Source organism: Aequitasia blattaphilus (assembly GCF_024721305.1).
GTDB lineage: Bacteria > Bacillota > Clostridia > Lachnospirales > Lachnospiraceae > Aequitasia > Aequitasia blattaphila.
This window is the reverse complement of the sequence record NZ_JAMXOD010000011.1, coordinates 57,563-76,476: the sequence shown is the minus strand read 5'-3', so window position 1 is coordinate 76,476 and position 18,914 is coordinate 57,563. Positions and strand designations below refer to the sequence as shown.

Genomic DNA, 18,914 nt, shown 5'->3' with positions numbered 1-18,914 from the left:
TCCTTCTATTTCAAAAAGTCTAATAGTGATGGCGTTAATACACTGGTTCCTACCTTTAATGCTGAGTTATACACATAACTTGCCCAAGAAAAATTGGTAATTGCTTCGGCAGCATCAATGTTAATAGTACCATCAATTTCCTCCGTGATATTGATTTTTTCTGTCTCCAAACGATCCACTGTTGTTTCTAAGAATTTAGATCTTGAGCCAATGGTAGCCAATTGATCCTTTAGCTTATTACTGCCTTCATTAAAAGACTCCCACAACTTCCCATAACCCTCATGATCAAAATCCTCTTCCTCTAATAAATCTGCCATCTCTCCTGCAAGGGAAATCAAGTTTTGATTTTCTCCATTCTTATTTTGTCCAAAGCCAACTGCGTTAATACCAGGAAAGGCAGAATCAAAAGCACTGGATGAGATAATCCCACCATTTTCATCAAATTTAAGGCCAAATCCCAAATCGATATATGAGGTTTCTTTGGAAAGTTTCTCTAATGCTTCCTTATTGTCTGGATCATTGACATCTAGTCCCCGATAGAGGACTTTTCCATCTTTTAACTCGAAGGGAGGATTTTGTCCATCATTTCCAGCTAAAACGTAGGCATTTCCATACTTTGCATTTAAGGATGCTACCATAGATTGCTGCAGCTCTCGTAAAGACTGTGCCAACGCCTTTCTTCCTTCTTCACCCTTTGTATCATCTACACCTTGTACCGAATAATTCTTATCAATTTCCGTTGCAATGTCACTGAGCTGTCGTAACGCATCTTCCTGATTATCCTGCCACTTCTGCGTGTTTTTTGCTGTCTCAATATTCTCAGCATTACGGGCATATCGCATTCTTAACACAGAGGCCTTTGCTGCTGATGCCGGATCCTCGTAAGACTGGAGAAATTTTCTCCCTGTCTCAACTTGCTGACGGGACTTTGCTAATCCTCCCAGTGTTGAGCCTAGGTTATTCATATAATTTCTTCTCATCATACCGGATGTAATACGCATATTATACCTCCTATCTGCCCACCATTCCGGTGTCATTAATTAGTTTATCTAAAATCTGATCTAAGGTTGTCATTAATCTTGATGCCGCATTATAAGATTGTTGATAACGCATTAAATCCATCACTTCTTCATCTAAATTCACTCCTGAAACAGAGTCTCTGGAGTTTTCAATCTGCCCCAATACCGTTATATGATTCTTCAAGATAGACTGGGTCGCTTTCCGGTCAATCGCTTGGGTATCGGCAAGATGGTCATAGCTTTCTGCAATCGTTCCTTCAAATACCACCACCTCTTTTCCATCTGGTGTGGTGGTCTTAAACTGATACTTGTCACTGCTAAGAGCATTAAACATTTTTTGAACGTTTTCATACTCTGTGCTTCCCGGATCCGCATTTTGAGACTTTGTAATTCCAATCTCACCGGACAACCATTTCTCTGATATCCGAATACTATCTGCCGTAAATTTTCCATCGGGGTCTGTGGTTTCAAACAAGTCAGCCCTTACTTCATTTCCATTTTCGTCCGTATAGGCATTCATATCGTTCATCACTGTTGCAAGCTTCTCCACAAAACAATCGAACATCTTCTCGTAATATCCCACTCCCTTGATTCCACTTCCATCAAAGCTTCCTGCCTTGTTCAGCATATCAAGCTTTCCTTTTAGAACACCATTCCGTAGTAAATCAGTAACTTCACTGGTCTCCCCATCGCTGTTTGTAAAGCTAAGGCTAACCGGTATCTCACCGTTGTTATCATCTAAGCTAAATTCTCCTGCCTTGTCGTCAGAAATCAAAACATGCTCTTCCCCATTGGCATCCCGAAATGTCACTTCCATAACATCTACAGGAGTTCCTGAAGAATCATCCGTACGATATTTAACATTAATTGGCAGGTAAGTAGCCAAATCATCCAGCAAGGCATTTCTTTGATCCTGCAGCTCCAACGCCGGGCTTCCTAAAACTTGTGAGTTCTTAATTGCCGAATTCAGCTCTACAATCTGCTCAATACAAGAGTTTAAGTTCTTTAAATCAGTATCCTTCAATTGATCTATCAAATCGCTTTTCAGTCCACCGACCTCTTCTGCTTTCTGATTTATCAAGTTCATTAGCACTTGCATATTTGACTTTAATAATTCTTCTACACTACTCTCACCTGCATTTGATGTCTCAGACATCTTCTTTAGCTGTGCCAGTACTTCGTTGAATGCATCTGCAATTCCTGAAGAGTCCGTCTCATCAAAAATATTTCCAATTTGCTCCAGAATTTTGTCCGTTGCATCAGCCGTTCCCACTTTTGATATCTGGTTACGAAATTGAATATCTAAAAATGGATCTCTAATCTGGCTGATTCCCACCATCATAACACCTTGACCTACCCTTGTATCAAAGGGAGAACCTGAAAAGCTGGCTCCCACTGGATTAATACTGGCAAGATCTAATCTCTGTCTTGTATACCCCAGAGTGTTAATATTTGCTACGTTGTGTCCTGTTACATCAATTGCTCGTTGACTGGACAGCAATGCAAGCTGTGCCATTGTAAACCCTGAAAATGTCGATCTAATCATTTGTTTTCTCCCCTACGCTTTGTGGTTAACCTGACTTTGTGAGATATTATTCAGATGACGAAGCTTCACGTTTAAAAGCTGTCCTGCATCCTCATGAATCTCTTGAAAGACTTGTACCTCACGACTCAGTTCTTCGAAAATAGGTAAATACTCTTTTCGCTCTTTTTCGTCGAGAGCATTTAAAATTTGGTGGAATGTCATATTTGCAAAGCCACATGCACTTTGTGCTTCGTTCTTTTCCCGTTCCAATCCACGTAATTTCATAACAGCCGCTTGTTCTCTTAAAATACACTTCTCTACCAAGGATATTTTATTTTCGGCTGCGGCTTCCATGATTTCAGTTTCGATCGATGTAACCTCACGAAATTGTGCGCTTAATTCCTCTACCACTTTACCTAATCTATTCATTTTATTCATTTCCTCCTTGAAGCAGCATCCGCTTCACTATTTCATCCACATCAATTTTATAGGTGCCATTTGCAACCTGACTCTTTAAGGAGGCAATTTTTTCATCATTTGCAGAACGTCCTACTTCTTTTAGTATTTCCTTCTTTGCCTCTTCGACAATCTTCTCTTCATCAATAACCGGTTGATCTGAAGAAATCACAATTTTATCGAATTGTTTTCCTCTTTCCATTTTTAAATTCTCCTGATTACTTTTATTGGCAGCAGAAGGAGACTTCGTATAATGTCTATTAAAACCATCTACAGAAATTCTCATAACAATTTACCTCCTTTTGTCTTCTTATCCCCATTATCGACTATTTTCACAAAAAATTAAGCCTTTTTATGAAAGATTTTATCTCTTCCTAATCGCAAAAGACGCACCACCCAACACAATGGGAGAAAACACGGATATCTCTGTAGTACTTTGAACATAACACGCATATATTCCAGAGAGGGCAACAGCAATTCTCTTGCCGCCTTGCGTTGTTGTTTTTTCAAGTCTCGGCTGTATATATCCGCCACCTCATTGACCAGACTTAATAACCGTTCACTCTCGTGACGTCCCTTTCTCCCCTTGGTTAAAATATGTACTTCCATAGCTGTCAAAAGTATATTATCCTTCTCAAAAATCAAACCATCATACCACATAGTGGCTAATTTGGTAATATAGTCTGCAAACTCTCCTGCCTTTAAAGCATCCAGCTCTTTCGTCACATATTTCCAATCCAATACTCGTACATAGGCACGATAAAAACAACGCAAATCTAAAATTTTCAACATATCTAATTCACTTTTTGCATAATCCTCTGCTGCTGAGGCGATTAAATAGATGTACAATTCCTCCGGTTGAAATCCACGTATGCATCGATAGGAAGCAAAAGGTTCATATGTCTTTAGGGAAATATCAAAGTACTTTGTAAACTTCTTATTCAGAAAATGAAGCTTCGTCCAAAAAATCACTTTCAATCCCGGTATTTTTGTAAAAACATAAGCTCCTTTTTTATTGCTTTTCTCCTCTGTAAAATCAAGCCTTTCCATTATTTTACGAATCTTATCTACTTGGTCTTTTCCAACCAGTATCTGTACACTTTCAAGCTCCCGCATCTCAACTCTCGGATAAAATCCCCGTAAAATATATTCCCCAAACAGAACGCCATTGATGCTCCCTTTTTCAAGCTCCTCTAAAATTTCTGGTACAACTGCTCCATAGTACCCTTCATTGACAACGGCCTGATGATAATGCTCTTCAAACTTTTCCTTCCAGGGCTTCAACTCGTAATCGTCCACACCTAAAAGACAGTAATACGCTATATTTGTCACATTTTGAAAAAGTGCCAGCTTGTATAATTTCTCCCAATCCGGCACTCTCTCAAATCTTGGAATCTCCTGCTTATTCACAAGTGCTTCCAACAATTTTATTAAACAATCCGCCTCATACTCTCTCGTAATATCTTCTCTCATTTTCTACTCTCTTTTCAGCAAAGATATCCATAGCCTTATCGTTATAGATTCCTCGCTTTTCATCCTTGACAATTTTTCCTGAAACTAAGGTAATAACCCGCTTTCGCATAATCGTTACCAATTCTCGAGAATGACTGGCTACAATCATTGTAACTCCCATACGATTCAAATCCCGTAGTAAGCACATCAAATCCCAGGAAGCATCTTCATCTAAATTGGCCGTTGGTTCATCAATTATTAAGATTTTAGGATTGATTACCAAAGCCCTTGCCAGAAGTACTCGAGCCGCTTCCCCGCCTGAAAGCTGTCTTGGATACATCTTTGCACAGTGGGATATTCCTAAAGTAGTGAGTGTTTGCTCTACTCTTTTCTTTATCAGCCGAAAGGGCTGCTCTGTTGCAAACATCGCTAAGCTTATATTTGCTGTAACATCCAAATCAGTAACCAATCCCAATTCTCTTTCCATAATTCCAAACTGACGACGGAAGTAAGGTAACTTTCCTTTTGGTATCGTGTCTAAATCAATACCACCCACTTCAATTTCTCCACAGGATGCCATTAACTGGGTGCTAATAAGTTTTAACAGGGTACTTTTTCCAGAGCCACTTTTTCCAACCACGAACACAAACTCACCTTTTTCAATTTCAAAGGATGCCCGCTCTAACCCTATGCTGCCATCCTCATATGTTTTCGTTACATCTCTAAATATTACATCTTTTACCATTTTCGCTATATCCCTTTCCCTATACTTAACTTTTGTGTATTTCGTCCGATATTCATAACGAGAGGAGAATACCTATGTGTCTAAAAAAACGTCTTATACTTGGAGTTCTACTAATTCTTACCTGTACACTGATTCCAGCCCAAAGAAGCCTTGCACCAATAGCTTCTGCACCGAGACAAGAGTACATCATTCCACTCCACGCTCATAGTCAGCTGAATCCTTCTTGGTCCAATTATCTTTACGGTGGTGTGGATCCCCTTGCAACCCATGGCTGCGGACCTGCTGCCTTGGCAACGGCAGTAAGTTCTTTAACAACTTATGAATTACTACCGCCAGAAGCCGCTGATTGGTCTGCTGCAAATGGTTTTTTTTCAGCGAACCTTGGTTCCATCCACGGTCTAATCCCAGAAGGCGGCAAACATTATGGATTGAAAGTACAGCTTTTACCCCATCTGACTCCAGATGCAATACGTTTGGCTCTGGACTCCGACAAAATACTGATTCTCTTAATGGGACCTGGAGATTTTACCGCTACGGGACACTTCATTGTTCTCCATGGTTATCTTAAAGATGGGCTCTTTAAAATATTTGACCCTGCCAGCTCTCGTCGTTCAGACATAGGCTGGCCAGCCGATACCCTTCTTCAACAGCTTTCCACCACCGCCTATAGCGGCGGCCCTGTCTGGGTGCTATCCGAATAAAATGAATCTTTTCCTGCCAGCCGGCTGTTCAGCCGGCGGTCAAGCTCTACTGTCTCACTCCACGTTCTCATCATTTTTTTTGTATGTCTGTCTATTAACTTCTTGGCTTCCTTTAATTGTGCATCATTAAATTGATCTAGAATTTGCTGAATCTGTTCATCTACTTGTGCGATTTTCTCCAGCTCCTTCCCTCTCTGACTTAGGATCATTTGCATTACCACTTTATCATCGTTTCCGATTGCATCCCCCAAATCCTTTGTCAGTTGCCACACTTCTTTTAGATGACGGCTTTTTCTTTGGTATAGGTTCTCAATCATGCTGTTTTCCCCGCTATTTCAAATGCTTCTCTTAAATCTTCTATCAATGGAAGTAAATCTTCTATTATCCCCTTTTTCCGTGCTGAAAGAAGACGGCTCAGCTCAAATAAAAAGAAGTCATACATTCGTGCCAGCTCATAGCTGATTTCATAATTGAAGTTTAAACTATCCTTAAAATAAATAATAATATCCCGGCTGCGGCTCACTGCTGCCTCAAAATCCGTATAGTCTTCTTTATCAAGAGCAAACCCAGCTCTTTTTAACCGTTTTATCAATTCGTCATACAGAACAATCACTAACTCACTCTGGGTCATGGTCATAATTGATTGTTCCCGGTATTGCATATATCCATTACGATTCATCGTCTCCCCCTATTTCTATTGGCTAAACATTTGATTTAAGTAGGTACTTTGTGAATTCATCTGAGAAACGAGACTTTCTAAAGAAGTAAACTGTCTTACATACCGATCTTGCTCCATCTTGAGCCGCTCATTCAATCGGTCAATATAGACATTGAAAGCTTCTATTTCTCTTTGGTAGGCGTTATTTGTCAGGGACAATGGTGAATGGGTACTTCCTGCCCGTTCAACTAAAACTCCTTTCGGCACTCCTGTCATCGAAGCATACCGATCGATTGTAGTCTTTAGCCCTGTCATTAAACCAGTGCCTGCTTCTGCTCCCTGAGGGTTTGACAAGGCTGCTCTGACTTTTTGTGGATCTTTTGCCATGGCTTCTGCAAATTTCTCCTCATCGAAAAGCAGCTTTCCGTTTTCTGAGTGCACTCCTGAAACGGATATCCCTATTTCCTTAAATGTTTCTCGCATATTCATTGGGATTGTAAAGCGTAATTCATTGGTTAACCCACGTAAATCACTGTCTCCAAAAAGAAGTCCTTCCTTTGCCTTTTCTTCCCATTGCTCAATTTGTGTTTCTGACATTTCCTTCTTCTGCTCATCTGTTAAAGGTGTGTAGCTGCGATTTGGTTTCGTGTTCGATTGTTTTGCTATTAATTCTAAAATTTCATTGAATGCATCTACCATTTCCTTCACAGCTTTCGCTGCACTCTCTGTATCTGTCTTGGCCTCGAAAGTAATTGCCTCCGTTCCTTCAATTGGATTTCCCTCATCGTCATATCCAAAGGTTCCGTTTAGGCTGACAGTGAGTCCATCTAAGGTAAAACTATTCTCTCCTCTAACGATTTCCACCACTTCATCACTTCCTGCATATTGAACCCGAATCACTGCATCAGTTCCTTCTTGAACACTGTAATCCGAACCAGCTTGACCAAACAGTGCTTCCGCCAGGTTTCCTCCCAACTGGATTTCACCACTTGCTCCTGGCTCAGTGGACTTTATTACAAACTTATCTGCACCCTCTTGATAGCTTATATTTATTCCTAAATCTTTATTACTATTAAGCTCTGCAATTAATGCACTAACAGAAGTATTTTCGTTGAATTTCTCTGGATCCAGGGTAATGGTTTTGTCGCCATTACTGAAAGTCAGAGGAACCGTAACATTTCCATTTAAGAGACCTGATTCACCAATGCTTTCAAATACATTCAGACGGTTCGATGTCCCTGGGTCTACTCCAAAATATCCATCTTTCCCCAGAAGCCCTGGATCCCCACCACTGATTTTTAAGACAGAAGAGTAATCTGTTTCACCACTTGGTAATACGGTCTTAAACGAAAAGGAACTTTTATCACCATTCGTATTTTCTTTCCTCTCGGCTTGGATACGTCCTTTTCCAAAAGCACCATCCAATCCCTTTTGCAAGTCTTTCAATACATCATCAATAGTCGAGTTCTCATCGTATTCTCCAAGTTTAATGGCCTTGGTTGTTCCATTATAGGTAAAGTTGATACTTTTTCCGCTTAAGTCTGAAGCCACCGTGACTGTTTCTGTCAACACAGCATTCTCTACTCCAGATAAACCTTCGGAAGTAATTTTCTTACGGCTATCCTCCAAATCACTGAGCTTCTCCCCTTCTTTTAAAAAGCCCAGGTCATTCAGAAGATCTCCACTGTGTCCAACAAGCTCTAAATCCTTTCCTTCTGTATCATTATTCGTAAAAGTAAATGTGCCTCCAGATTCTGAAACGCTTAAAACATCTGCCATGGTTTTGTCTTCTCCAAGTTCAATTTTTTCCAAGGCTTTATTGATACTCTCTGCTGCATTTTCTGGAGTAGAATAATCGTACCCCTCTCCTTTTGGCAAAGTGATTGCGTAAGTTTTTCCATCATATTTAATGTGCATTGTATCACCAGCAACGACATCTCTTTCGATTTCTGTCCCCAAATCATTTACAATTTCTCCGGTGTCTAATGTTTGGTTCGTGATCACGCCATTCGATGTGGCCTGTGCATTTTTAGACGTACTCTTCACTCCTAAAATAGAAAACAGACTATTGGAGTTACCGCTGCCAGAAACTGAAATGTACTTACTGTTAGCTCCTAATGCAGTTACTTGATTTCTAGAAAAAAGTTTTCCGGAAAGTAAGCTGCTGGAAGACGTAAGGGAGATAAATTTATTTGTGAATTCATGCATTTTTGAGGTAATACTTCTAACTGCCTCTTGTCTCCACAATACTGTTTGCTTTTTTCCCTGTTGTGCAGCAATTTTAGCTCTTGTTGCATATGTCATTCCCTCGATAAGCGAGTCCCGGTCAAGACCACTGGCAAGACCTCCAAAGCCTCCAATACTATTCCCCATACCTGATGAGCTTAATCCACCTATTGACGCCATAATAAAATTCCCCTTTCCCAGTATATTTTTATACTTTTATTTTATTTATCGACATGATGAGGTGATTCCATAACCCGACTACATGCTTTCATAACTTCTATTGTGATTTCTTCTTCAAATTTACGGGAATAGAAATTTAGCAGGGGAGATACCTCCTCTTGTTTTGCAACAACATATTTTGCCCCAAGTTTTGTAAGAGCTAAGGCCGTAACGTCCACTGTACAGCGTGAACAATTGCACATTTCCATCGTCTGCATATAATAGCGGACTTTTTCTCTCACCAGAATATCCATCACATTAATTACCTTATACTCCTCTTGCTTTTCTTTTGGCTCTTTTTCCTGAACTGACTCTTTTTCTGTGATTTTACTTTTCTTTGGTGTCGGTTTGGGAACTTCTGCTTCTTCCACACTTGCTTCCTGCTCCAGCGTATTTTTTATGGTTTCCGCTAAATCCTCCTGGTTACTTTCTTTTTCTACTGTCACCACGCTCTCCTCCGTCTGTCCACCATCATCTCCTGTTGATAATAAGTTCAATACGTGATCAGTTTTATTTGTTTTCTTTGGCATTTTATGCTCCCATCCTTTCTACGGTCTCAGCCACAAACACCCGATAATCATGGGCGGGGTTTGAAGTTGGTGAATAGTCAAAAATACTCATCCCGTGTGCAGGTGCCTCTGCAACCCTTACACTGTTTCTAATTTTTGTTTCGAATACAATCGTTCCAATTTGACCTGCAACAGAGCTTGCCATATCCAATACATCCTTGGAAAGAGTTGTTGATTTGAAAAACTTTGTCATGAGAATTCCCAATACATGTAAACGGGGATTTATAGATTCCTTCACGGCTTGAATTGTCTCTTTGAGCTGCACTAAGCCTACCAGGCTTAGAATTTCTGCTGCCATTGGTATAATCAGTTCATCTGCTGCACTATATGCATTAACTGTTAAAATATTAAGCGCAGGTGGCGTATCAATAATAATATAATCGTAGCGATGCTTCAGGGTTTCCAATGCTTTCTTTAACCGCAGCTTACGATCCTCGCCTTTTAAAAACAATTCCGCTTCGCTAAGAAGGATATTTGAAGTGATAATATCTCCATAATCTTCTGTATGACGAATCGCATCTCCCGGTGCAATTTCACCTTTTAAGACTTCGTATATTGTGTGTCCATCTTCAATATTTACACCAAGACTAAACCCTAAGTTCCCTTGTGGGTCCAAGTCGATCGCCAGAACCTGGTTTCCACATTTTTGCAATCCCGCAACCAGTGCAGCCGAAGAAGTCGTCTTCCCAACACCACCTTTTTGATTTGTCAATACGATTACTTTTGCCACTTCTACAACCTCCTATCGCTTGTATTCTACCATCAGCTCTCCCCAAATTTGATTTACGCTTTCAATACAATTTATATAAATCTGAGCCAATAAATAGACTGGTAATCCCAGATCCTTTGCCAATTGTTTGCTTTGTTTCCAGTAAGCCCTTTCGTAGCTAATAATTAGTCTATAGATATCTCCTGGGACATCCTTCTTGTCAATCAGACCAATTTTCACATCATCATTCAGCGGAAGTCCATCTAATATCTCTTCCATATTTCCGTCAACCATATACTCCATTGTCGAAAACATTCCTATCATATATGCATCTCCCGACGTGACAGAACATCCTTTCATATAATGCACTAACTCAGAAGCAAACTTTGCCCTTGTAAATGAAAGCTTTAAAAGCTCTTCCGATGCCGGATCATCAATGTTTTGTCTAAGACTCATCATATAAGACCACTGCTTTAATTTTTTCAGACCAATAATGACTAAGGATTGTTGGATGGATTCTGTTCGCTTTCGCAAAGCAAAATAGCAGGAATTTGCCATTCGAAGCAGAGCATACGTCATCCCTGCATCACGCTTTACAATTTTCTCCAAAACCGATATACGAGGCTCTTCATTGAGTATCTCAATCATAAATTGAAAAAAATTCCCCTTTAAAAACTTGAATTTATCTACTTTTTTAACTAAGGTTTTTGCAATAAATCCACCTTCTAGAAAATCCGCGCCGGCATCTACTGCTGCACGGTAAAGCTCTTTGCTTTCGATTCCTTCTGCAATACACTTTTTCCCTAAAAGGTGTATATCACGGATAAGCTGCAAATCCTTTTCCTTACTTGTATCTACACCGATATAGTCTATATAGAATGCCAGAGAAACATGCTCTTTACCAAAAGAATCTACACTGGTAGAGAAAAAATATCCTTCCCTTTTTAATTCCTCCACAAGCTCCTTTAGCGCCACTGTAACCCGAACATCCTTTCCAAGACATATAATGGTTTTCTCAGCCTGAAACAAATGAACGGTATTCCTTAGAAGTTCTTCTGACTCAAAGGGTATAATGGTCATTTTATCGCTGATAAATCGATTACTATTAACCATCATAAAGTCGGTAATCAAATCAATTGACTCATTACTTCCTTCTTCAATATTTATCTCATAACCAAAGATTCTTCCTGACTCAGCTTCTTTTATTGTCCGTCGTACAACACATCTCTCCATCCGTCTGTCCCCTCTGCAGTAATTCATCAACAACTTCTACTAAATGTCCAATTTCCGGCTTAGAAAGCTGCTCATCTGCACCTACTTCTCTCCCTTTAATTGCCATTTCCGGTGTAATCAAAGAAGAAAATATTACGACTGGGAGCTTTTTAAGCCACTGATCTTCTTTCACAAGTTTCGTCAAACGGTGCCCATCCATTTTAGGCATTTCAATGTCTGTAATCAGAAGATCCGCTGGCATTTCTCCACTGCCTTTACTCTCTTCCAAAAATTCATATGCTTCTTTTCCATTATTAAACTTAACCAGATTTGTATAACCTGCTTTTTTTAAAGAATCTACAATTAGTTTAGAAAGCAGCACCGAATCCTCTGCTAAAAGTAAGCGATGTTTATGACGCTCATCTCCATGATATATTTCCACATTCTCACTTTGTATACTTGTTTCCGGGGCAATGTCTGCGGTAATCTTTTCAAAATCCAGAATGGTAACCAATTTGTTTCCAATCTCCGCAATTCCAGTTGCAATTCCATCTTCATCACTTGCAAGGGTTGTATCCGGTTTATTAATATCTTCCCATGAGATTCGTTCAATACCCACCACAGAATTCACACGAAAAGCAATGTTAATTTTATTAAACTCCGTTACCATAAAAATATCTTGATTATCCTGTATGGTTTCTCTTCCTGTTAAATAATGAGGCAAGTCAATTACGGTCAGAAGTACATCTCGGGGCTTGAAGATTCCTTCAATGGAGGGATGAGCGTGAGGTATTGCCTTGACCCTATCTGCCCGCATGATTTCCCTTACTTTTGCCACATTAATTCCATATAATTCGTCGTAAATTGTAAATTCCATTATTTCAATTTCATTGGTTCCGGTTTCTAATAAAATTTCTGCTTTTTCCATGTTTCATTCCTCCTATATAAGTATCTCATCTACTCCGTGGGTTCTGATTCTTACCACTCCTGTTTCTGCCTCTAGGATCATAGTTCTTGCAATATTTCCACCCACTTCCTGTGCGGCAATATAAATTCCTTCCTGTCGTAAAATGTGACAGACGCTCTCCAGATTTCGCTGTCCTATATTTGCAACTGGGCTGTTTCCCGAAAGTTTAAACATTTCTGCTCCACCTGCCAGCTTACACAAATACCGCCTTTTATTTCCACCTTTCAATTGCAATTCTTTCAAGGTTTTCCGTATGCCGGTATCTGCAAATTTATAGACCTGTGTCTCGCTTAAATTTTGTGCTTCCGGCAATAAAATATGTAAAAGAGATGCAAGCTTTATCTGGGGATCATAAAAACTGATTCCTATGCATGATCCTAAAGCATAGGTAATCAAGCTCCCTTCCTTTTCCAGAAGTTTCATATCGGCAATTCCCACTTTCACTTCCTCATTCATAGCTTGATACCAATTGATTTGTAAGTTTCACCAGAGATTTTGCATCTGGCACCATAATAAAACTACTATCCAAAACGGTGCCCTCAATAATAAAAGTTCCTGAAACCATCATTATTTGATCCATCTCATATCCCAGCATAGTCATTGGAACACTTAAGATTGCTCCTAACATCTCTCTTGATATGGCAGGTACTGAAACACCAATATCCATTTGAGACAACCCAGCCAAAGCATTTATATATGCTGAAATAACTATATTTCCAACTTCGGTCAGTGCAGATAAAGACAAGTCATCCAATTCCTCATAGTTACTAATCTCTCTTCCCAACATAGGACCAATAATTTGATTAATTAGATCCTTACGCATGAGAAATAGCATCATTCCTTCAAAATCACCAGACAGTTCTGAAAGAACACAAAGAATTTCTTCCTCTGGATCACCAATTGCTTGCAGTGCCTCATTAAAATCCAAAAAACATACATCCGGCAAGCTGATTTTTACTTCTTGCTGTAACAGAGAAGAAACAGCCGTTGCCCCATGAGACGTTCCAATGCTTCCGACTTCTTTGATAACATCTAACGTCTTTTCATTAATATCCATTCATTTATCCCCTTAAACCATTAATTGTCTGCTCAACCTCATCTGCAGTCTGCACCATCTTTAAAACATACGAATAGGCTCTGGATGCTTCAATTGTATCGGCCATTTCCTTTGCAAGATTTACATTGGACAGTTCCAGATAGCCCTTTTCTATTTTGGCTTCTACGCTTAAGATTGGCTCACCATTTTTATCGATTGCTCTAAACTCATTATTTCCAATACTCTCCATTCCATCTGTATTCTGAAAAGTAAATGCCCCAGGTTCAGATGAAGTTTCCCCATTATTTACGGTAATCGGCTGTCTGTTGCTTCCCAGCACAAGTTTCCCAGAATCAGAAACCAAATAAAATCCATCACTTCGCTGAGACAGTGAAAATTTCCCGTTCCGAGTGTATGTTATTTCTCCTGTTGTTGGCTCCTGCAGACAGAAAAAACCTTCTCCAACAATTGCATAATCAGTCCCATTTCCGGTGACTTGTAAACCTGCACCACTAAAATTTGTATTTACATGACTTTGAAGAGCCCCTGCTCCTGCTGCTAAATGAACATTTTTGCCCTGTGCATCCCGCATATTGTAGTACATCAGATCCTGAAAGACGGAATCCTTTGATTTAAAACCTGATGTATTTACGTTTGCAATATTATTTGAAATAACATTCATTTTTTCCTGCTGGGTTTTGGCACCTCTAATGCCCGTATAAAACGATGTATCCATAAATCACTTCCTCCGTATTTCTCTAATTTACTCCTAAATCATTTACTACCTTTTGAATAAGCTGATCGTACATTTTCATAACCTGGGCATTACTTTGTAACGAACGTTGGGCACTCATCATTTCTGACATCTCGGAAACGACTTCTACATTGGAATGTTCTAAGGCATTTTGAACAATGGAGGTGGATACCTGCTGCTCTGCCCCTGTTCCACGAAACACCCCATTTCCTTGCTTTATTAAGGTGTTTTCTTTGTCCTCAAAGTCAACCACTTTTATTTTCCCTAAGTTCTGACCACTTTGATTTGATATATTTCCGTTTCGATCCACATTTATTTTATCGGTTCCCAGATAAATAGCTCCGTTTTCTCCTTGTACCCTTCCCACTCCTTGAAGACAAAGATATCCTGCACCATCTAAGGAGAAAGAACCATTTCGAGTGTAGACGGTCTCATTCGCTCCTTGTATACAAAAAAATCCTTCTCCACTCAATGCGAAATCCATAGCACTGGTACTCTCTTTAAACCCTGCCTCTGTGTAATCCACATAATTACGATCTGCCGTTACAATACGGTTCATAGTTCCCAAAGGCACCGAACCTGTTTTAATATTATTCCCACTACGGTAAATCATCTCTTCCTGAAACGTTGTGGCAACGAACTGATCTCTTTTATATCCTGGCGTTGATACATTTGCCATATTGTTGCTGATTACATTTAGATTCCTGGTTCTTGTAAGCATTCCTGCCGTTAAATTATAAAACCCCTGAAACATATTCCCTCCTTACCTGCTTAGTGCCTGCCATATACTTTTGTAGCTTTTCAATTGCTTTTCCATGGATTTGTGACACACGGGGTTCACTTACACCAATCACTTCAGCAATCTGCTTCATGTTAAGTTCCTGTTCATAGTAGAGTGAAATAACAAGTTGCTCAGACTCCTTTAAGGAAAGGATTCCACTTTTCAGTATTTCTTTCATCTCTCCTTTGAGAAAACTCTCTTCCGGCTGCTCTGACGCATTATTTGAAACAATCTGAGTCCGGCTGTGTTGTTCCTCTTTTTCCTCCATCATCATATCCAATGAAAGAATTGCTGATAAATTTGTATTCCCCATAATACTTACTAATTTATCTGGCTCAATCTCCATAAGCTCTGCCAATTCCTGGGTCGTAGGCATCCGTCCATTTTCGCTGTAAAAGGCATTTCCCACAAGCTCAATATCCCGCAGCTTTTTACGGACAGAGCGGGGAACCCAATCTTGCTTTCTTGCCAAATCAATAACCATGCCTCTTATTCGTCTGGATAAATAAGTTTCAAATTTCGCATTCTTGCTATCGTCATATCGATCAATCGCTCCCATTAATACCAAAACACCCTCATTAATAATATCTTCCAGCTGACTAAATCCTGCATAAACATCCCGCATCTGAATTGCAATACTTCGTACGATATAAAGATATCGCATGGTCAAATCCTGTTTCAGTTCCAGATTACCGGTACGACGATACAGTGCAAATACTTCTTCGTTTGAAAGCTCTAACATGTAACTCCCCCTTTCTTACATTGTTATATTATCTATCGCTTGAATCTGTACATTTCCGGCAATTTCGTTAAAAGCCAAAACGTGTACGGATGGATAAAACTGTTCCAAAAGCTGATACAAATGTGCTCGTATAACCTGACTTGTCAGTACAATAGACTCCTGAGATAACTCCTGGAATTTTTTAACCTCTTCTCCCAACTGACTCAAAAGACGCTGCATCACATCTGGCTTTACTGCCAAATATGTTCCCTGCTCATTTTTTGCCAGACTCGACATCAACTCTTTTTCTAGTTCCGAGTCTAAGGTAACCACTCGAAGCTGGCCTCCCTCACAGAATTTCCTTGTAATGGTTCTCTTTAATGCACCTCGAATCTTTTCCACTGTGCTTAAAATATCCTCCCCGGGAACAGTTCCATTGGCAATGGTTTCTAAAATGGTTTCCATGTCTTTAATTGGAATCCCCTCTTTTATAAGGCTTACCAATACCTTCTGGAAGTTTCCATGGGAGATGAATCCCGGAATAACCTCATCTACCAATTCAGGTGCCTGCACCTTCGTATTTTCTAATAAGTTGACTACTTCTTTCCTATTTAACAGCTCATAGGCATGCTGCTTAATTGTTTCTGATAAATGGGTTACCATAACAGATAACGGGTCAATTACTGTAAATCCATAGGCCTCAGCCATATCCCTGTTTTCTGGCAATATCCATTTACTTGGAATACCATAGGCTGGTTCTAAGGTTTCAATTCCATCAATATCTCCTCCTGGTTCTGTGGGTTCTAACGCCAGGTAATGATCTACCAAAATCTCACCTCTGGCCACTTCCTCTCCCCGTACTTTAATGACGTATTGATTCGTATTAAGATTCACACTATCTCTTAACCGAACGGATGGAATTACAAATCCCATTTCCTGAGCGTATTGTCGTCTGAAAATAACAATACGGTCAATCATCTTGCCACCGCTGGTTTCATCCACCAAAGGAATTAAGCTGTAGCCAAACTCCATTTCAATGGGCTCTACCTCTATTAATGAATAGATATTATTAATATCTCTAAAGTATTCTTCTTCTGGAACATCCCCGGAAGGTTCCACGGCCCGATTTGAAGTTGCTTCTTGAACAATGACCTCTTCTTCCATTTTTTTACTCAGTCGGTACCCTAACAAAATCAGAGCTGTTGCTCCAACTGCCAAAGGGACTTTCGGCATTCCCGGTACCAATAAGAGAACCAGAAGCACTCCTCCTGTCATGATTAACGCTCTGGGCTGTGCCAGAAATTGCTTTGTGACATCTGTGTTTAAGCTTCCCTCTGCTACTGCTCTGGTAACGATCATGCCTGTTGCAGTCGATATTAACAGCGCTGGAATCTGAGACACCAGTCCGTCTCCTACCGTTGCTATTGAGTAAAGCTGCAGAACCTGTCCTATTTCCATTCCTGACTGCAGCAAACCGATAATCGATCCACCAATTAAGTTAACGGCTGTAATAATAATCGACATTACTGCATCGCCCTTAACAATTTTGGTTGCACCATCCATAGCTCCATAGAAATCGGCTTCTCTTTGAATTTTAATACGCCGTGCTCTGGCTTCCTCCTCATTAATTAGTCCCGCGCTTAAATCTGCATCGATTGCCATTTGTTTTCCTGGCATCGCATCCAATGTAAATCTGGCTGCAACCTCTGCAACACGTTCTGCACCTTTTGTAATAACGATAAATTGTACCAAAACAATAATAATGAAAACGACAAAACCTACAATAACATTTCCCTGAAGAATAAAATCACCAAAAGACTTAATCACTGCACCTGCCTGGCCTTGATTCGATAAAATGTTCTTCGTTGATGATATGTTAATCCCAATGCGGAACAGTGTGGTAATCAAGAGCAGGGATGGAAAAATGGAAAATTCCAAAGGCTCCTTAATGTTCATACTAACGAGAAGAACGACCATCGATATTGTAATATTTATAATAATCATGACGTCCAGAAAAAAGGGCGACAAAGGTATAATCAATAGCAAGACAGCAATGATTACAAATACTGCCACAGCGTTGTTCGCTAATCTTTTCATGTTTTACCTCAACTTCTTATTTAACTTCAATACATATACGAGAACTTCTGCTACCGCTCCATAGTAGGCCATTGGTATTTCCTGGTTTAATTCTGCTTCAGCATACAAGCCTCGTGCCAATGGTTTATTTTCCACACAGGTGACTCCATTTTCTTGAGCCACTTCAATGATTCGAAAAGCCAGTTCATTTTTTCCTTTTGCCAGAACGATTGGGGCTCTGTTTTTGTCCTGATCATATTTTAATGCTACTGCAAAATGCGTCGGATTCCTTATAATAACGTCTGCATCTGGAACTGCCTGCATCATTCGCATTCGTGCTCTTTGGCGTTGTGTCTCTTTAATTTTTCCCTTTACCTCTGGGTTTCCTTCAGCCTGCTTATGCTCTTCCTTTATTTCCTGCTTGGTCATCATGATTTTTCGTTCATAATCCCATCGCTGAAACAGATAATCCAAAAATGCAACTGCCGCAAAAAATATACAGACTCTGAAAATCATGCTCATCATGATAGAAAACATATATTTCACTCCGTCTTGTATTGACATATCCATCGTGCGAACTACGTTGATTGCACTATCCTTTAATATGGAATAAAGAATGGCTACTAAGATCACTGTCTTAATCAAGCTTTTCAACAATTCCACTGCATTTTTCAAGGCAAACATTTTTTTAATGCCTTCCACAGGATTCAGCTTGGAAAACTTTGGCTTTAAACTCTTTCCCACAAAGATAAATCTTGTCTGTACCCCATATGCAAGAACACCAATGGCCAAACAGACGAAGCTGATAGGCAGAATCCCCTGGGCTGCAGCAGTCAAAAACTCTTGCCCAAGACTTCCAATATTATCTTGATTTAAATCCGTCATCGTTCCTGATAAATAGATGAATCTCTTTGTAATGTGGCTCAGATTCTCATAGGTGTAAGGAAAGAGTATTCGTAATGCATAAAAGGATCCAAAAATAAAGACCACGCTGACAACATCCTTACTCATAAAGATGTTTCCTTCTTTCCGTTCATCCTTCCTTTTTTTCGGAGTGGCTTTTTCTGTTTTATTTTCTGCTGCCATAA

Annotated in this window: 21 protein-coding genes; 1 reads left to right on the top strand and 20 read right to left on the bottom strand. The window is 39.8% G+C overall.

Going from position 1 to position 18,914, the window contains the following annotated elements:
* Window positions 1-5: 5 nt before the first annotated feature.
* From NHH15_RS08985 to NHH15_RS08960, 6 genes are read right to left on the bottom strand one after another with little or no spacing between them, the layout of a single operon-like run.
* On the bottom strand, window positions 6-1,001 hold the full coding sequence (locus tag NHH15_RS08985; protein WP_262066327.1) for a flagellin N-terminal helical domain-containing protein: 996 nt from the start codon (window positions 999-1,001) through the stop codon (window positions 6-8).
* Between the two features lie 10 nt (window positions 1,002-1,011).
* Window positions 1,012-2,565 (bottom strand): flagellar hook-associated protein FlgK, encoded by a 1,554-nt coding sequence (gene flgK, locus NHH15_RS08980; RefSeq protein WP_262066326.1) that lies wholly within the window; start codon window positions 2,563-2,565, stop codon window positions 1,012-1,014.
* Window positions 2,566-2,577: 12 nt separating this feature from the next.
* Window positions 2,578-2,973 (bottom strand): hypothetical protein, encoded by a 396-nt coding sequence (locus NHH15_RS08975; protein ID WP_262066325.1) that lies wholly within the window; start codon window positions 2,971-2,973, stop codon window positions 2,578-2,580.
* Window position 2,974: 1 nt separating this feature from the next.
* On the bottom strand, window positions 2,975-3,286 hold the full coding sequence (locus NHH15_RS08970; protein ID WP_262066324.1) for a flagellar biosynthesis anti-sigma factor FlgM: 312 nt from the start codon (window positions 3,284-3,286) through the stop codon (window positions 2,975-2,977).
* 56 nt (window positions 3,287-3,342) lie between these two features.
* On the bottom strand, window positions 3,343-4,473 hold the full coding sequence (locus NHH15_RS08965) for a nucleotidyltransferase family protein (RefSeq protein WP_262066323.1): 1,131 nt from the start codon (window positions 4,471-4,473) through the stop codon (window positions 3,343-3,345).
* Window positions 4,445-5,197, bottom strand: coding sequence for a cell division ATP-binding protein FtsE (locus tag NHH15_RS08960; RefSeq protein ID WP_262066322.1), 753 nt, complete (start codon window positions 5,195-5,197; stop codon window positions 4,445-4,447). The genes NHH15_RS08965 and NHH15_RS08960 overlap by 29 nt, the downstream gene beginning before the upstream one ends.
* A 74-nt stretch (window positions 5,198-5,271) precedes the next feature.
* Here NHH15_RS08960 and NHH15_RS08955 point away from each other — a divergent pair, with 74 nt between their 5' ends.
* Entirely contained in the window at window positions 5,272-5,898 is a 627-nt protein-coding gene (locus NHH15_RS08955; protein ID WP_262066321.1) for a C39 family peptidase, read from the top strand.
* Here the strand turns inward: NHH15_RS08955 and NHH15_RS08950 are convergent.
* The 14 genes from NHH15_RS08950 to flhB are packed head-to-tail and all read right to left on the bottom strand — an operon-like array spanning window position 5,862 to window position 18,912.
* The gene (locus tag NHH15_RS08950; protein ID WP_262066320.1) at window positions 5,862-6,215 is read right to left on the bottom strand and encodes a hypothetical protein; all 354 of its coding nucleotides are present in this window, start codon (window positions 6,213-6,215) and stop codon (window positions 5,862-5,864) included. The genes NHH15_RS08955 and NHH15_RS08950 overlap by 37 nt on opposite strands.
* Complete coding sequence (locus tag NHH15_RS08945) at window positions 6,212-6,577, bottom strand: flagellar export chaperone FliS (RefSeq protein WP_262066319.1); 366 nt, start codon at window positions 6,575-6,577, stop codon at window positions 6,212-6,214. The genes NHH15_RS08950 and NHH15_RS08945 overlap by 4 nt, the downstream gene beginning before the upstream one ends.
* A gap of 15 nt (window positions 6,578-6,592) precedes the next feature.
* Window positions 6,593-8,962: a flagellar filament capping protein FliD gene (gene fliD / locus NHH15_RS08940; protein ID WP_262066318.1), complete on the bottom strand. Its 2,370-nt coding sequence runs from the start codon at window positions 8,960-8,962 to the stop codon at window positions 6,593-6,595.
* Between the two features lie 41 nt (window positions 8,963-9,003).
* Window positions 9,004-9,531 carry a late competence development ComFB family protein gene (locus NHH15_RS08935; protein ID WP_262066317.1) on the bottom strand — a complete coding sequence of 176 codons (528 nt, stop codon included), beginning with the start codon at window positions 9,529-9,531 and terminating at the stop codon, window positions 9,004-9,006.
* A gap of 1 nt (window position 9,532) precedes the next feature.
* Window positions 9,533-10,300: a ParA family protein gene (locus NHH15_RS08930; RefSeq protein WP_262066316.1), complete on the bottom strand. Its 768-nt coding sequence runs from the start codon at window positions 10,298-10,300 to the stop codon at window positions 9,533-9,535.
* Window positions 10,301-10,312: 12 nt separating this feature from the next.
* Entirely contained in the window at window positions 10,313-11,512 is a 1,200-nt protein-coding gene (locus NHH15_RS08925) for an EAL and HDOD domain-containing protein (RefSeq protein WP_262066315.1), read from the bottom strand.
* Complete coding sequence (locus NHH15_RS08920) at window positions 11,472-12,419, bottom strand: chemotaxis protein (protein ID WP_262066314.1); 948 nt, start codon at window positions 12,417-12,419, stop codon at window positions 11,472-11,474. The genes NHH15_RS08925 and NHH15_RS08920 overlap by 41 nt, the downstream gene beginning before the upstream one ends.
* A gap of 12 nt (window positions 12,420-12,431) precedes the next feature.
* Window positions 12,432-12,914, bottom strand: a complete 483-nt coding sequence (locus NHH15_RS08915; protein WP_262066313.1) for a chemotaxis protein CheD — start codon at window positions 12,912-12,914, stop codon at window positions 12,432-12,434.
* Window positions 12,907-13,515: a chemotaxis protein CheC gene (locus NHH15_RS08910; RefSeq protein ID WP_262066312.1), complete on the bottom strand. Its 609-nt coding sequence runs from the start codon at window positions 13,513-13,515 to the stop codon at window positions 12,907-12,909. Before NHH15_RS08910 ends, NHH15_RS08915 begins: the two co-directional genes overlap by 8 nt.
* 4 nt (window positions 13,516-13,519) lie before the next feature.
* On the bottom strand, window positions 13,520-14,230 hold the full coding sequence (locus NHH15_RS08905) for a flagellar hook-basal body protein (RefSeq protein ID WP_262066311.1): 711 nt from the start codon (window positions 14,228-14,230) through the stop codon (window positions 13,520-13,522).
* A 22-nt stretch (window positions 14,231-14,252) separates the two neighbouring features.
* On the bottom strand, window positions 14,253-15,002 hold the full coding sequence (locus NHH15_RS08900; RefSeq protein ID WP_262066310.1) for a flagellar hook-basal body protein: 750 nt from the start codon (window positions 15,000-15,002) through the stop codon (window positions 14,253-14,255).
* On the bottom strand, window positions 14,983-15,771 hold the full coding sequence (locus NHH15_RS08895) for a sigma-70 family RNA polymerase sigma factor (RefSeq protein ID WP_262066309.1): 789 nt from the start codon (window positions 15,769-15,771) through the stop codon (window positions 14,983-14,985). The genes NHH15_RS08900 and NHH15_RS08895 overlap by 20 nt, the downstream gene beginning before the upstream one ends.
* A 15-nt stretch (window positions 15,772-15,786) precedes the next feature.
* Complete coding sequence (gene flhA / locus NHH15_RS08890; protein ID WP_262066308.1) at window positions 15,787-17,847, bottom strand: flagellar biosynthesis protein FlhA; 2,061 nt, start codon at window positions 17,845-17,847, stop codon at window positions 15,787-15,789.
* Between the two features lie 3 nt (window positions 17,848-17,850).
* Complete coding sequence (gene flhB, locus NHH15_RS08885; RefSeq protein ID WP_262066307.1) at window positions 17,851-18,912, bottom strand: flagellar biosynthesis protein FlhB; 1,062 nt, start codon at window positions 18,910-18,912, stop codon at window positions 17,851-17,853.
* Between the last annotated feature and the right edge of the window lie 2 nt (window positions 18,913-18,914).

Excerpts from the sequence above, each read along its gene's own strand:
- NHH15_RS08985 (WP_262066327.1), bottom strand. The coding sequence starts at position 1,001 with ATGCGTATTACATCCGGTATGATGAGAAGAAATTATATGAATAACCTA.
- flgK (WP_262066326.1), bottom strand. The coding sequence starts at position 2,565 with ATGATTAGATCGACATTTTCAGGGTTTACAATGGCACAGCTTGCATTG.
- NHH15_RS08975 (WP_262066325.1), bottom strand. The coding sequence starts at position 2,973 with ATGAATAGATTAGGTAAAGTGGTAGAGGAATTAAGCGCACAATTTCGT.
- NHH15_RS08970 (WP_262066324.1), bottom strand. The coding sequence starts at position 3,286 with ATGAGAATTTCTGTAGATGGTTTTAATAGACATTATACGAAGTCTCCT.
- NHH15_RS08965 (WP_262066323.1), bottom strand. The coding sequence starts at position 4,473 with ATGAGAGAAGATATTACGAGAGAGTATGAGGCGGATTGTTTAATAAAA.
- NHH15_RS08960 (WP_262066322.1), bottom strand. The coding sequence starts at position 5,197 with ATGGTAAAAGATGTAATATTTAGAGATGTAACGAAAACATATGAGGAT.
- NHH15_RS08955 (WP_262066321.1), top strand. The coding sequence starts at position 5,272 with ATGTGTCTAAAAAAACGTCTTATACTTGGAGTTCTACTAATTCTTACC.
- NHH15_RS08950 (WP_262066320.1), bottom strand. The coding sequence starts at position 6,215 with ATGATTGAGAACCTATACCAAAGAAAAAGCCGTCATCTAAAAGAAGTG.
- NHH15_RS08945 (WP_262066319.1), bottom strand. The coding sequence starts at position 6,577 with ATGAATCGTAATGGATATATGCAATACCGGGAACAATCAATTATGACC.
- fliD (WP_262066318.1), bottom strand. The coding sequence starts at position 8,962 with ATGGCGTCAATAGGTGGATTAAGCTCATCAGGTATGGGGAATAGTATT.
- NHH15_RS08935 (WP_262066317.1), bottom strand. The coding sequence starts at position 9,531 with ATGCCAAAGAAAACAAATAAAACTGATCACGTATTGAACTTATTATCA.
- NHH15_RS08925 (WP_262066315.1), bottom strand. The coding sequence starts at position 11,512 with ATGGAGAGATGTGTTGTACGACGGACAATAAAAGAAGCTGAGTCAGGA.
- NHH15_RS08920 (WP_262066314.1), bottom strand. The coding sequence starts at position 12,419 with ATGGAAAAAGCAGAAATTTTATTAGAAACCGGAACCAATGAAATTGAA.
- NHH15_RS08915 (WP_262066313.1), bottom strand. The coding sequence starts at position 12,914 with ATGAATGAGGAAGTGAAAGTGGGAATTGCCGATATGAAACTTCTGGAA.
- NHH15_RS08910 (WP_262066312.1), bottom strand. The coding sequence starts at position 13,515 with ATGGATATTAATGAAAAGACGTTAGATGTTATCAAAGAAGTCGGAAGC.
- NHH15_RS08905 (WP_262066311.1), bottom strand. The coding sequence starts at position 14,230 with ATGGATACATCGTTTTATACGGGCATTAGAGGTGCCAAAACCCAGCAG.
- NHH15_RS08900 (WP_262066310.1), bottom strand. The coding sequence starts at position 15,002 with ATGTTTCAGGGGTTTTATAATTTAACGGCAGGAATGCTTACAAGAACC.
- NHH15_RS08895 (WP_262066309.1), bottom strand. The coding sequence starts at position 15,771 with ATGTTAGAGCTTTCAAACGAAGAAGTATTTGCACTGTATCGTCGTACC.
- flhA (WP_262066308.1), bottom strand. The coding sequence starts at position 17,847 with ATGAAAAGATTAGCGAACAACGCTGTGGCAGTATTTGTAATCATTGCT.
- flhB (WP_262066307.1), bottom strand. The coding sequence starts at position 18,912 with ATGGCAGCAGAAAATAAAACAGAAAAAGCCACTCCGAAAAAAAGGAAG.